Source organism: Streptomyces sp. NPDC020807, from assembly GCF_040641575.1.
In the GTDB taxonomy this organism is placed as follows: domain Bacteria; phylum Actinomycetota; class Actinomycetes; order Streptomycetales; family Streptomycetaceae; genus Streptomyces.
In genome coordinates this window covers 50078-62887 of the sequence record NZ_JBFADU010000013.1, presented here as the reverse complement: position 1 = coordinate 62887, position 12810 = coordinate 50078, and the positions used below count along the sequence as shown (strand labels likewise).

At 72.4% G+C, this 12810-nt stretch carries 14 protein-coding genes; 4 read left to right on the top strand and 10 right to left on the bottom strand.

Annotated elements, in window-relative coordinates:
- Window positions 1-16 precede the first annotated feature (16 nt).
- A complete protein-coding gene (gene lnt / locus AB0G79_RS20070; protein WP_360808163.1) occupies window positions 17-1597 on the top strand; it encodes an apolipoprotein N-acyltransferase in 1581 nt (526 codons plus the stop codon).
- On the opposite strand, the gene AB0G79_RS20065 is transcribed toward lnt, so the two are convergent.
- Together AB0G79_RS20065 and AB0G79_RS20060 are read right to left on the bottom strand one after the other, a co-directional pair.
- Complete coding sequence (locus AB0G79_RS20065; RefSeq protein ID WP_360808161.1) at window positions 1539-2447, bottom strand: Gfo/Idh/MocA family oxidoreductase; 909 nt, start codon at window positions 2445-2447, stop codon at window positions 1539-1541. The genes lnt and AB0G79_RS20065 overlap by 59 nt on opposite strands.
- 62 nt (window positions 2448-2509) lie before the next feature.
- Window positions 2510-3754 (bottom strand): FAD-dependent monooxygenase, encoded by a 1245-nt coding sequence (locus AB0G79_RS20060; protein WP_360808159.1) that lies wholly within the window; start codon window positions 3752-3754, stop codon window positions 2510-2512.
- Window positions 3755-3855: 101 nt separating this feature from the next.
- On the opposite strand from AB0G79_RS20060, the gene AB0G79_RS20055 reads away from it, so the two are divergent.
- From AB0G79_RS20055 to AB0G79_RS20045, 3 genes are all read left to right on the top strand, one after another.
- Window positions 3856-4479, top strand: a complete 624-nt coding sequence (locus AB0G79_RS20055; RefSeq protein WP_360808157.1) for a TetR family transcriptional regulator — start codon at window positions 3856-3858, stop codon at window positions 4477-4479.
- A 36-nt stretch (window positions 4480-4515) separates the two neighbouring features.
- Window positions 4516-5052, top strand: a complete 537-nt coding sequence (locus tag AB0G79_RS20050) for a DinB family protein (RefSeq protein WP_360808155.1) — start codon at window positions 4516-4518, stop codon at window positions 5050-5052.
- A 112-nt stretch (window positions 5053-5164) separates the two neighbouring features.
- On the top strand, window positions 5165-5695 hold the full coding sequence (locus tag AB0G79_RS20045; protein ID WP_360808153.1) for a hypothetical protein: 531 nt from the start codon (window positions 5165-5167) through the stop codon (window positions 5693-5695).
- 46 nt (window positions 5696-5741) lie between these two features.
- Here AB0G79_RS20045 and AB0G79_RS20040 read toward each other — a convergent pair whose 3' ends face one another.
- From AB0G79_RS20040 to AB0G79_RS20005, 8 genes are all read right to left on the bottom strand, one after another.
- A complete protein-coding gene (locus AB0G79_RS20040; RefSeq protein WP_360808151.1) occupies window positions 5742-6215 on the bottom strand; it encodes a hypothetical protein in 474 nt (157 codons plus the stop codon).
- A 73-nt stretch (window positions 6216-6288) separates the two neighbouring features.
- Entirely contained in the window at window positions 6289-6972 is a 684-nt protein-coding gene (gene ung / locus AB0G79_RS20035; protein WP_360808149.1) for a uracil-DNA glycosylase, read from the bottom strand.
- Window positions 6973-7054: 82 nt separating this feature from the next.
- The gene (locus AB0G79_RS20030; protein WP_360808147.1) at window positions 7055-8632 is read right to left on the bottom strand and encodes an ABC transporter substrate-binding protein; all 1578 of its coding nucleotides are present in this window, start codon (window positions 8630-8632) and stop codon (window positions 7055-7057) included.
- Between the two features lie 148 nt (window positions 8633-8780).
- Window positions 8781-9548, bottom strand: coding sequence for an SDR family oxidoreductase (locus tag AB0G79_RS20025; RefSeq protein WP_360808145.1), 768 nt, complete (start codon window positions 9546-9548; stop codon window positions 8781-8783).
- 50 nt (window positions 9549-9598) lie between these two features.
- Window positions 9599-10360, bottom strand: coding sequence for a 3-oxoacyl-ACP reductase FabG (gene fabG, locus AB0G79_RS20020; RefSeq protein ID WP_360808143.1), 762 nt, complete (start codon window positions 10358-10360; stop codon window positions 9599-9601).
- Window positions 10361-10542: 182 nt separating this feature from the next.
- Window positions 10543-10926 carry a DUF3037 domain-containing protein gene (locus tag AB0G79_RS20015; RefSeq protein WP_360808141.1) on the bottom strand — a complete coding sequence of 128 codons (384 nt, stop codon included), beginning with the start codon at window positions 10924-10926 and terminating at the stop codon, window positions 10543-10545.
- On the bottom strand, window positions 10923-11777 hold the full coding sequence (locus AB0G79_RS20010) for a HipA family kinase (protein WP_360808139.1): 855 nt from the start codon (window positions 11775-11777) through the stop codon (window positions 10923-10925). Before AB0G79_RS20010 ends, AB0G79_RS20015 begins: the two co-directional genes overlap by 4 nt.
- Before the next feature lie 113 nt (window positions 11778-11890).
- Complete coding sequence (locus AB0G79_RS20005; RefSeq protein ID WP_360808380.1) at window positions 11891-12502, bottom strand: site-specific integrase; 612 nt, start codon at window positions 12500-12502, stop codon at window positions 11891-11893.
- Between the last annotated feature and the right edge of the window lie 308 nt (window positions 12503-12810).

Below are 12810 nucleotides of genomic sequence, written 5' to 3'. Positions count from 1 at the left end.
AGGGGGTGTCGTGTCGATGCCGTTCGCGAGACGTGGCCCGGAGCCGGGGCGGCCGGGCGCCCGTCGGCGTGCCTGGGGACGGTCCCTCGCAGCCCTCGTCTGCGGCGCGCTCCCCGTGTTCGCGTTCCCCGCGCCCGGCCTGTGGTGGTGGGCGTACCTCGCGCTCGTCCCCTGGCTCCTGCTGATCCGTACGGCTCCGGGGCCGCGCCGGGCGGCGGTCGACGGCTGGTGCGGCGGCGCCGGTTTCGTCCTCGCCGTCCACCACTGGCTCCTGCCCAGCCTGCACGTCTTCCTCCTTCCGCTCGCCGCGCTGCTCGGGCTCCTCTGGGTCCCGTGGGCCGTGCTCGTCCGGTCGCTGACCGGCGGCGACCGGACGCCCGCGAGGGCCGCCGTCGCCCTGGTCGCGGTCCCGTGCGGGTGGCTGCTGATCGAGCTGGTCCGGTCCTGGGAGGGTCTCGGCGGGCCGTGGGGGCTGCTCGGCGCCAGTCAGTGGGAGGTTCCGGCGGCGCTGCGCCTCGCCTCGGTCGGCGGGGTGTGGCTGGTGACCCTGCTCGTGGTCGCGGTGAACACGGCGGTGGCCCTGCTCGTCGCGGCGCCGGGGCTCCGTGCCGTCGGCGTCGCGGGCCTCGCCGCCTGCGCCCTGGTGGCGGGGGTGGCGGCGTGGGGCGTGGGGGCGCCCGGGACGCGTGGGACGGTGCGCGTGGCATTCGTGCAGCCGGGTGTGGTCGAGGGGGCCGAACGGCGGTTCGACCGGGCGGAGGAGCTGACCCGGTCGCTCGCGGGGCAGCGCGTCGACCTGGTGGTGTGGGGCGAGAGCGGTGTGGGCGCCGACCCGGTCGGGCGGCCGGAGCTCGCGGCCCGGCTGACCGCTCTCGCCCGGGCGGTCGACGCGCCGCTCCTGGTGAACGTGGACGCGCGCGCGGCCGACCGGCCCGGCATCTTCAAGAGCGCCGTGCTCGTCGCGCCGAGCGGGCTCACCGGGCAGCGGTACGACAAGATGCGGCTCGTGCCGTTCGGCGAGTACGTGCCCGCCCGCGCCGTCCTCGGCTGGGTGACCTCGGCGGGGAAGGCGGCCGACGAGGACCGGCGGCGGGGCACCGCCCCGGTCGTGATGACCCTGCCCGCCGCGGGGGACGTCCCGGGGCTTCGGGTCGGGCCGCTGGTCTGCTTCGAGTCGGCCTTCCCCGACATGAGCCGACGGCTCGTCAGGGACGGGTCCGGGCTCCTGGTGGTCCAGTCGGCGACCAGTACGTTCCAGGACAGCTGGGCCCCGGCCCAGCACGCCTCGCTCGCGGCGCTGCGGGCGGCGGAGACGGGCCGTCCCGTCGTGCACGCGACGCTCACCGGCGTCAGCGCCGCGTACGGCCCGGACGGGCGACGGATCGGGCCCGCGCTCGGCACGGAGGCGAGCGCCGTCGCCGTGCGCGAGCTGCCGCTGTCGGCGACGACGACCGGATACGTCCGGTGGGGCGACTGGCCGGTGTACGGGACGCTCCTCGTCCTCGGCGCGGTGTGCGCCGCGGCGGGCGCGGGCGCCCTCAGGCGGAGGCCTGGAGCAGGGAGTCGCGGACCACGCGCTCGCACATCTCGTGGGTGAGGAGCGCGTCGCGGGCGCTGAGCACCTGCCCGTCCCGGACGGCGTCGAGGAAGGCGAGGACGGCCTGCTCGATGCCGCGCTGCCGCGCCACCGGCACCCAGTCGCCGCGGCGGCGGACGGTCGGCTGGCCCTTGTGGTCGATCACGTCGGAGAGGTTGAGGACCTGCCGCTTGGTGTCCTGGCCCGAGACTTCGAGGACCTCCTCGGTGGAGCCGTTCATGCGGTTCATCATGCCGATGGCGGTGAATCCGTCGCCGGACAGCTGGAGCACGACGTGGTGCATGAGGCCCTCGCGCATCCGGGCCCTGACGTCGATGTGCTCGACATCGCCGGGGAGGAGGAAGCGGAGGGTGTCGACGACGTGGATGAAGTCGTCGAGGACGAGTGTGCGCGGGTCCTCGGGGAGGCCGATCCGGTTCTTCTGGAGCAGGATCAGTTCGCGCGGGTGCTCGGCGCACTGGGCGTAGGCGGGGGCGAAGCGCCGGTTGAAACCGACGAAGAGGCCGACGTCCCGCTTCTCGGCGAGCTCGACGATCCGCTCGGAGTCGGCGTACTCGTACGCGAGGGGCTTGTCGACGTACGTGGGGACGCCCGCGTCCAGGAGTCGGCCGACGATCTCCGCGTGGACGGAGGTCGGGGCGTGGACGAAGGCGGCGTCCAGCCCGGTGGCGAGCAGCGAGTCGAGGTCGTGGTGGCGCTGCGCGGCCGGCAGGTGGAGGGAGTCGGCGACGCGCTCCAGGGTGGCGGCGGTCCGCGTCTGGAGGTGGAGTTCGGTCCCGGGGAGGGTGGCCAGGACGGGCAGGTACGCCTTCTGCGCGATGTCGCCGAGTCCGATGCAGCCGATCTTCACGGGGTCTCTCCCTAGCGGTCGTCCACCGGCCCCCGAGGCGGGGGCCGTTCGCGCGGGTCAGCTTACGCCGGGTGGGCCGCGCGGGACGGGTCGGCTGCGACTGGCGGCCGCCAGTCGCAGACGCCGTCGAAGCCGCGCAGCGCGAGGCCGGGCCCGAAGCGGGAGACGGAGCGCACGAGCGCGGAGCGCAGGGCGACGGCGGGGCGGGCGGAGAGGAGGGTGACCGCTCCGGTGCGGGCGGCCTTGCGGACGATCGCGGTGGTACGGGGCAGGCGCTCGGCGGTGTACGCGGCGAGGGCGGCGCTCGGGACGAACGCGGGCGCGGAGCCGGATGGGTGGGTGGGGACGGCGGTGTGCCGGGTGGGGACGGAGGCGTGGTGGGCGAGGACGACGGCGTCCTCGATGGCCTGGTTCCCGCCCTGGCCGAGGCTCGGCATCATCGCGTGCGCGGCGTCGCCGACCAGGGCGACCCGGCCCCGGTGGAAGGCCGGCAGCGGGTCGGGCAGGTGGTGGACGTCGTGGCGCAGGACCTGCGCGGGGTCGACGGCGGCGAGGATCTCGGGGACGGGGTGGTGCCAGTCGCCGAAGAGGCGCAGGAGTTCGGCCTTCTCGTCGTCGGGTGCCCGGCCTCCGGCGGGGGCGGCGGCCATGGCGTACGCGTAGATCCGGCCGTCCTTGAGGGGCTGGGTGCCCCAGAGCCGTCCGGCGCCCCAGGTCTCGTGCGGGGCGAAGGGGCGGGCGGGGGCGGGGACGACGACCCGCCAGGTGGTGCAGCCGGCGTAGCGGGGCCCGGGGTGGTCGGGGAAGAGGGTGTGGCGGGTCGCCGACCTGATGCCGTCGGAGGCGACGACGAGTTCGGCTTCGACCGTCCCGTCCGGGGTGGTGATCCGGGCGGGGCGGTGGTCGTCGCCGGGGTCGGCGAGGGCGGCGGCGACGCCGGTGCGGACGGCGCCGGCGGGGAGGGCCGAGGTGAGGATCTCGACGAGGGTCGCGCGGTGGAGGAGGACGAGGGGGCCGCCGAAGCGGTCGGCCGCGGCCTGCGCGTCGGTGCGGGCGAGCCAGCGGCCGTCCGGGGTGCGCAGGCCGCCGTCGCCCTGCCAGGCGGCGAGCTCGCGGACGCGGTCGCCGAGGCCGATGACGTCGAGGGCGCGCTGGGCGTTGGGGGCGAGGCCGATGCCGGCGCCGACGGGGGCGAGGTCGCGGGCGCGCTCCAGGACGGTGACGTGCCAGCCGGACCGGTGGAGGGCGACGGCGGCGGTGAGTCCGCCGATCCCGGCTCCGACGACGACGGCGCGGTGCTGTTCCATGGCTGCTCCCTGGATCCCGAACTACAGGTGTAGTGAGTCCGACGCCCTGACCGTACTACAGGTGTAGTCCGCCCGGTAGTGCCCGGTAGTACGGTGTCCCCATGAGCGCTCCCCTCCCGTCGACCGTCACCGACGCCCCGGCCGCCGCCTCCCGCGCCGACCGGATCGGGGACGCCGCCCTCGACCTGCTCGTCGAGCGCGGCATGCGCGGACTGACCCACCGGGCGGTTGACGAACGGGCCGGGCTGCCCCAGGGATCGACGTCCAACCACGCCCGCACCCGGCAGGCACTCCTGGAGGCGGCCGTCCGCCGCCAGGTCCACCGGGAGGCGCGGGTCCTGACGCCGGACGCGATGCCCGGCACCGGCGGCGCGCCCGTCACCGCCGACGCGCTGGTCGACGCCCTCTCGCTCGCCCTGCACCGCTACCTGACGGACCATCGCGGGCTGCTCGTCTCCCGCTACGAGCTGGCCCTCGAAGCCACCCGGCGCCCCGAGCTCCGGGCCTTCTTCGACGCGGCCGGCTCGGCGTTCCACGGACCGGTGGTCGCGATGATGACGGCGGCCGGATCACCGGCGCCCGAGCGGCACGCGCTCTCGCTCGTCGCCTGGTGCGAGGGGCTGATGTTCTCCTGCGCCGCCGGGTCGTTCCACGCGGCCGTCCCGACCCGCGCGGAACTGCGCACCGGCTTCGAGGAGTTGCTGCGCGGGATGCTGGGCGGCTGAGCCGGAGGGTGGTGCGACCGCCTCCTCTCCGGCACGATGCCGTGCATGATCATCGAGCAGAACGAACCGACCGTTCCCCGCGTCGACCCCTCGACCACCTCCGGCGAGCGCGAGGCGCTCGAGCAGTGGCTCGACTTCCACCGGGCGACGCTCGCCCGGAAGTGCGAGGGGCTCGACGACGCCCAGCTGCGCACCCCGTCCGCCCCGCCCTCCGACCTCAGCCTCCTGGGCCTCGTCCGCCACATGGCCGAGGTCGAGCGCGGCTGGTTCCGCCGGACCCTGGCCGGCGAGACCGTGCCCCCGGCATACCCCCGGGACGAGGACCCCGACAGCGACCTCCACCCGTCCGAGGACGACACGTACGAGGCGGCGTTCGCGGCCTGGCAGGCGGAGATCGCGCGCGCCCGGGAGCTCGCGGCGGCCCACACGCTCGACGACCTGAGCGTGCGCAGGGACGGGGCCGAGCCGTACAACCTCCGCTGGATATACCTCCACATGATCGAGGAGTACGCCCGCCACAACGGCCACGCCGACCTGCTCAGGGAGCGCATCGACGGCGCGACCGGCGACTGAGACGGCCCGCAGGGGGCACACCGGTCAAGGCGGCTCCTCTCGTGGCACCCGTGCGGGGCATTCCCCGCGGGTAGGGGCGCGAAGATCGCCACGGGACGAGCAGAGTGGCGCGGTGCAAGGAACCCGAACCACAGCGAAGATCCTGGTCGGGGCGGCCGTCGCCGCCCTGACCGGGTGCATCTCGGTGGACACGCCCCCGACGGTGCCCGCCCCCTCCCCCGCCCCGGCGGCCGAGTCGTCCGTCCTGCCCGCCCACGAGGTGGCGCCCCAGATCGTCGAGGGTCCGGCCCGCGAGGCCCTCGAAGCGGCGCTGCCCGACACTCCCCCGCCGGCCGCCGCGCCCCGCGTGACCCCCGCGCCCGAACCCGGGCCGCCCGTCGCCGCACCCGAAGCGCCCCGGCGGAAGGCCGCCCCTCCGGCGCCGCAGCGGGCGCCGCGCCCCGCTGCCGTACCCCAGCGGCACGAGAAGAAGCCGCACCCGGCGCCGCGGGCCTCCGTGCCCGAGCTGGAGGAGCTGGCGAAGCTGCCCAAGGAGGCCCCGGTCTCCCGGGCGGACGTCTGCGACCTGGGCGAACGGTACGGGGGCTGGGCCCCCGGCAGCGATCAGGCCAGAATCTGCCACGGCACGTACGGCCGCAGGTGAGCGCCCCGGCCGGGCGCACCGCGCGTCCGGCGGCGCCGGCCGTCGGTCACATGGCCCGCAGCCGGATCTCCAGGCGCTCGATCGCGGCCCGGACCCCGTTCCCGTAGCCGTCGTCGTCGAGCGTGTCCGACGCCGTGCGGGCCCGGTCCAGATGGACCCGCGCGGCGTCCGGGCGCTGGAGTTTGACGTAGTCGGCGGCGAGGTTGAGGTGGAGCGAGGGGTAGAGCGCGCGGAGGGCCACCGCCGAGCCGTGCGCGGCGAGCCGCTCCTCCGCGAGCCCCTCGGCCGCGCTCAGCGCCCGCAGGTCCCAGGCCAGCTCCGTGTCGGGATCGTCCTGGGCGTCGGCCATGTAGTGGGCGAGGGTGCAGCGGTGCAGGGGGTCCCCGTCGGGCCCGATCTCCTGCCACAGCACCCCGAAGCGGTTCCGTGCCTCCTCGCGGTCCCCGCCGTGGAGCAGCATCATGGCCTGCCCGATCCTGGTCATGACGCCGTCTTCCGACACCTGCTGCCGCTCGGTCACCGCGTACTCCGCCCGCCGCTCATCCACTGGGACACTCGACGCTAACCGCACCCGGCCCGGATCGGGCCGAGGCTCAGCCGAGGTCGGGGATGCGCCAGTCGATCGGCTCGTGTCCCTGGGCCTTCACGGCCGCGTCGATCCGGGTGAAGGGCTGCGAGCCGAAGAACTTCTTCGCCGACAGCGGCGAGGGGTGGGCGCCCTTCACGACGACGTGCCGCTCCTCGTCGATGAGGGGGAGCTTCTTCTGCGCGTAGTTGCCCCAGAGGACGAAGACGGCGGGGTCGGGGCGCGAGGCGACGGCGGTGATCACGGCGTCGGTGAACTTCTCCCAGCCCTTGCCCTTGTGCGAGTTCGCCTCGCCGGAGCGGACCGTGAGGACCGCGTTGAGCAGGAGGACGCCCTGGCGGGCCCACGGCATCAGGTAGCCGTTGTCGGGGATCGGGTGGCCGAGCTCGGCCTGCATCTCCTTGTAGATGTTCCGCAGGGACGGCGGGGTCTTCACGCCGGGGCGGACGGAGAAGCAGAGGCCGTGCCCCTGGCCCTCGCCGTGGTACGGGTCCTGGCCGAGGATCAGGACCTTCACCCGGTCGTACGGGGTGGCGTCGAGCGCCGCGAAGACCTCGTCCTTCGGAGGGAAGACCGGTCCCCTGGCGCGCTCCTCCTCGACGAACTCGGTGAGCTGCGCGAAGTACGGCTTGCGCAGCTCCTCGCCGAGAACACCCCGCCAGGACTCGGGCAGCATGCTGGTGTCGGTCACGGTCAACAACCTCCGGTGGACGTTCCTGTCTACGTCCACGAACCTACCGGGGGCCACTGACAGTGACCCCCGGCGGGCGCGGCTACCAGCTGGCGAGGCGGTTCAGTTCCCAGAGCTGCATGACGGTCTGGGGGTCGAGGGCGCGTTCGGCGCCGCCGATGTCCTCGCCGGCCGCGATGTACAGCTTGCCCTGCCAGAGCGGCAGCAGCCGCACGTCCTGGACCATGATCTCCTGCGCCTCGACGAACTCGTCCGTGACGGTCCCGCGGTCGCTCTCGCGCCGGGACTTGGGGAGCAGCTCGTCGGTGATGCGGGGGCTGAGGTACGGCGTGCCGAGGACGTTCTCCTTGCCGACGAAGGGGGCGACGAAGTTGTCCGGGTCCGGGAAGTCGGGGAACCAGCCGCGGCCGAAGACCGGGTACTCGCCCTTCTGGTAGCCCGCCTGGAACTCCTTCCAGGGCTTGCCCTGGATCTCGACCTGGAAGAGGCCGGAGTCCTCCAGCTGGCGCTTCAGCTCCGTGAACTCGGCGGCCGTCGAGGAGCCGTACCGGTCGGTGGTGTACCAGAAGTCCAGCTTCACGGGCTGGGTGATGCCCGCGTCCGTGAGGAGCTTCTTGGCCGCCTTGACGTCCGGCATGCCGAACCGGTCGAAGAACTTGGTGGTGTGGGCGGCGACGCCCTTGGGGACCATCGAGTACAGGGGCTCGGCGGTGCCCTGGTAGACCGAGTTGACCAGTTCGTCGCGGTCGACGAGCTGGGCGACGGCCTTGCGGACCGCCAGCTTCGCGACGGTCGGGTCCTGGGTGTTGAAGACCAGGTAGCGGATGTCGGCGCCGGTCGACTCGACGATCTGGAGGCCCTTGTTCTCGGGCTTGTCCTCCTGGAGGTTGACGACCTCCTCGGCGGTGAGACCGCGGTAGGTGGCGTCGATCTCGTTCTTCCTGAGCGCTTCGACCATCGCCTCGGAGGCGTCGAAGTACCGGATCGTCACGCCGCCGTTCTTGCGCTCGGCGAAGCCCTTGTAGGTGGGGTTCTTGGTGAGCTCGGCGGTCTTCCGCTCGGCGTACGAGTCGAGGACGTAGGGGCCCGAGCCGACGAGCTTGCCGTCGGCGCGGAGCTTGTCCGCCGGGTACTCGGCCGGGTCCACGATCGACATCGCGGGGGTCGCGAGGACGAAGGGGAAGGTGGCGTCGGACTTCTTCAGCTTGAAGACGACCGTCTGGCCGCCGACGGTCTCGATCTTGTCGAGCGAGCCGAGGAGTCCGTTGGGTCCGCCCTTGTAGTTGATCGTGCGGATGCGCTCGATCGAGTACCGCACGGCCTCGGCGTCCAGCCTGTGCCCGTTGGAGAACTTCAGGTCGTCCAGGAGCTTGCATTCGAAGACGCGGCTGTTCGTGTCCGTGAACTTGCAGTCGGCGGCGTCCGCCTGCGGGGACGTACTGCCCGTGGGGAAACTCACCAGCGTCTGGAAGACATTCCGGAAAAGCTCCCAGGAATTGTCCCAGGCGGCAGCGGGATCAAGCGTGGTCGGAGAACTCATCGTACCGACGACGATTCTCTGTTCCCCGGCGGATTCGCTGTCCGAAAACACACCGCATCCCGATACCAGGGATATGGACGCAAGGGCTGCAGCGGCCTGCAGACTGGTCCGGTTGAACACGTGCACGCTCCTCGTTCAGCCACGGGTCGGCCGACGATACCGCAGCACCCCGCCAGGTCAATCGTTCAGCCTGGCGGGGCACTTGAGGCATTCGACGTATAACCGGGGCCAATCCGGACACGAATTCCGGAAAGTGTCCGATTATCGGTCACCCGACCCCGGCGTTCAGGAAAATGCCGCCGTCGACGACGAGGGTCTGACCGGTGATCCACTCCGCTTGTGCCGAGGTGAGGAACGCCGCGGCGCCCCCGATGTCCTCGGGCAGGCCGAGCCGGCCGAGCGGATAGGAGGCGGCCGCCTCCGCCTCCCGGCCCTCGTAGAGCGCCTGCGCGAATTTCGTCTTCACCACGGCGGGGGCGATCGCGTTGACCCGCACCAGTGGCGCGTATTCGTGCGCCAGCTGGAGGGTCAGGTTCACCATCGCGGCCTTGCTCATTCCGTACGCGCCGATGAAAGGCGAGGCGGAGACGCCGGCAATGGAGGCGATGTTCACGATGGCGCCGCCGTGGTCCTTCTGCCAGGCGTGCCAGCTCCGCTGGGCGAAGCCGAGCGCGGAGATCACGTTGGTCTCGAAGACCTTGCGGGCCACCCCGAGGTCCAGGTCGGCCAGCGGACCGAAGACCGGGTTCGTACCGGCGTTGTTGACCAGGAAGTCCAGCCGGCCGAAGCCGTCCATCGCCGCCTCGACGGCCGCGGCCTGGTGGTCCAGGTCGTGGGCCTTGCCGGGGACGGCGATCACCCGGTCGGCGCCGAGGCGCTCGACGGCCTCCTTGAGGGCCTCCTCGCCGCGCCCCGTGATGACGACCCGGTCCCCCCGGGCGACGAGCGCCTCGGCGATGCCGTAGCCGATGCCCCGGCTCGCGCCGGTGACGAGGGCGACCTTGCCGGAGAGCTCCGGCCGTTCGTTCACTGCCATGCCCGCCTCTTCCTCTCGCTGCACTCGCTGCTGTGGATGCCGTCGGCGCGTCAGTTGAGCGGGCCGCCGGCGACGTACATGACCTGACCGGAGACGAAGCCGGCCTCGTCGCCCGCGAAGAAGGCGATGGCGTTGGCGACGTCCTCGGGGCGGCCGACGCGCTGGACCGGGATCATCGAGGCGGCGGCGGCCTGGAAGTCCTCGAAGCCCATGCCGACGCGCTCGGCGGTCTGCGCGGTCATCTCGGTGGCGATGAAGCCGGGGGCGACGGCGTTGGCGGTGATGCCGAACTTGCCGAGCTCCTTGGCCAGCGTCTTGGTCAGGCCCTGGAGGCCGGCCTTGACGGCGGAGTAGTTGGCCTGGCCGCGGTTGCCCAGCGCCGAGGAGGAGGAGAGCGAGACGATCCGGCCGAAGCCCGCGTCCACCATGTGCTTCTGACAGGCCTTCGCCATCAGGAAGGCGCCCTTGAGGTGCACGTTCATGACGACGTCCCAGTCGGACTCCGACATCTTGAACAGCAGGTTGTCGCGGAGCACGCCCGCGTTGTTGACCAGGATGGTCGGCGCGCCCAGCTCGGCGGCGACGCGCGCGACGGCGGCCTCGACCTGCGCGGCGTCGGAGACGTCGCAGCCGACCGCGAGGGCGGTGCCGCCGGCGGCGGTGATCTTCTCGACCGTGTCCTTGCAGGCCGCCTCGTCGAGGTCGAGTACGGCGACGGCGCGGCCCTCGGCCGCGAGCCGGATCGCGGTGGCGGCGCCGATGCCCCGTGCGGCACCCGTGACGACGGCTACGCGCTGCTCGGTGGTGGTCATGCTTGGTTCTCCTCGCCCTTGGATCGTCCGTGACCGCGGCCGTTCCCGGTCGCCGCTCCTGCGTCCCGCACATGAGCGACCGCTTAGTATCGACCGCAGGACGAGACGCTAGAAGCGATGGCACCCGGTGTCAACGGCCCACCGGGTGCACCATGTCACTCCCCGTCCCGGGGCGGGTGCGCTCAGCGCACGAGGAGGTCGAGCAGGCGGTCCACCTCGGCCGCCGGGTCGGCGGTGAGACCCGTGTGGACCGGTCCCGGCTGCACGACCGTGGAGCGCGGCGCGATCAGCCAGCGGAACCGGCGCCCCGCGTCGTCGCGCGCCGCCTGACCGGCGTCCTCGCCGCCCAGGCAGACCCCCTCGACCGCGCGGAGCGCGGCCCGGACCCCGGCCACGTCGGCGGCCGGGTCGAGGGCCGCGAGCTTGGCCTCGTCCAGGTGGGTGCGGGCGGCCACGTACGACCGGGCGCGGCAGTAGACGACCACGCCCGCGTTGAAGCACTCGCCGCGCTCGACCCGCGGCACCACGCGCAGCAGCGCGTACTCGAAGACATCGCGGTCGGTCACGTGGTGCTGTCCTTCTGGGTGGGGTGCTCGGCCGGGTGCGGCCGGGGGGCGAGACGCTCGGCGAGCCAGCCGGGCGGCTGCTGCGGCCGGTTCTCGGTACGGGGGCCGAGGGTGATCCGCTCGTGGATGGTGGCCGCGCGGGGCAGCAGCGCCTCGACGTAGGCCGCGCGCAGCTCGTCGGTGCTCGCGAACCCCGGCTCGTCGACGAGCCACTCGTCGGGCACGTCGGCGGCCACCTCGTCGAGCAGCTCGCGGGTGACGAGCGGCGCGAGCTCGGCCGCCGCGGCGGCGATGTCCGGGCCGAATGGCGCGAGGGCGTGGTCGGAGGCGTCGTACGGCTTCGCCGCGGAGGCCTGGGCACCCGGCCAGTTGTGGTGCCAGATCATGGTGGCGCCGTGGTCGATGAGCCACAGGTCGCCGTGCCAGACCAGCATGTTCGGGTTCCGCCAGGACCGGTCGACGTTGTTGATCACCGCGTCGAACCAGACGACCTTGCCGGCCTCCCCGGGGTCCACCTCGTAGGCCAGCGGGTCGAAGCCCAGCGAGCCGGGGAGGAAGTCCATGCCCAGGTTGAGCCCGCCACTCGCCTTGAGCAGCTCCTGCACCTCCTGGTCGGGCTCGGAGAGACCGATCACCGGGTCCAGCTGAATCGTCACGAGCTCGGGCACCCGCAGCCCGAGCCGCCGGGCCAGCTGCCCGCAGATGACCTCGGCGACCAGGGTCTTGCGCCCCTGTCCCGCCCCGGTGAACTTCATGACGTACGTTCCGAGATCGTCGGCCTCGACGATCCCCGGGAGCGATCCACCCTCACGCAGGGGCGTGACATAGCGGGTCGCTACGACCTCTTGCAACACTTTCCCAGGTCACCCATCTCTTCAACCTTGCAATCCACGGAAGGCTTCTCCGGAGCGTAGAGGCCGGGAACACGGGTCGACAGCGCTGGGGAGAAACTGGGGAGTTTCGACTAGCAAGCTGATCTCCTGCGCTCCCCAAGCAGACCGTCGATGGTGCCGCGCCCCTTGCTGCCGGCCTCCGGCATGAAGTGAGCATAGTAACCGAGAGTGATCGCAGGCGAGGAGTGTCCGAGCCACCGAGCCAGGGTCACGACAGACTCTCCGGCTTCCAACATGATCGAGGCGTAGGTGTGCCGGAGCACATGGAAACCGTCCTTCGGAGCCGCCGCCCACTGCCAGGCTTTCGCCCCCTCGGCGCGCGGAGGGATGACGCCCGCCTTGGCCAAGGCGGGCTTCCAGGTGTAGGTGTTCCATGTGTTCACCGCGACAGCGTTGCCGAAGCGCGTGGTGAGCAGCAGGGAGAACTTCTTCCTCTCCCCCTCCGGCTTCCCCCACGGCAGCTCCACTTCTACCGGCGGGAACGCTTCGATGTGACGCTTGAGTTCCTCGGCTACCGAAGGGGGCAGATCCACCGTGCGGATCTTCTTCCCCTTCGGCAAGGCGAGGCACAGCCTTCCGTGAATCGCCTGCACTTGGCGCCGAACGTGCAGCAGGCCGCGCCCGTGGTCGATGTCCTCGGGACTGAGCCCGAAGACCTCCCCCTGGCGGAGTCCGCACCCCAGGCCGACTACGACGGCGATCCTGTTCCGCTCGCTGATGGCATCGCGGACGGATGGAGGAAAGCTCGGACAGGATGCCGCGCTGGTAGTCGACTGACGAGACCGTCGACTCCAACTTGGTTATGAACGCCCGCAGATCGGTTGCGGCGATGCTCCTGAGCGGAAGCTGGCCCAGGTGCGGGACGATGTGGAGACGCCACCTCCGCTCCTGACTGTCCTGGGTTTTCGGAGCACCGCCTCGCCCTGGTGCCCAGTGCGTCTCGATGTACTCGGCCAGCGTGACGGACCCGTCGCGCGGGTCTACAAACTCG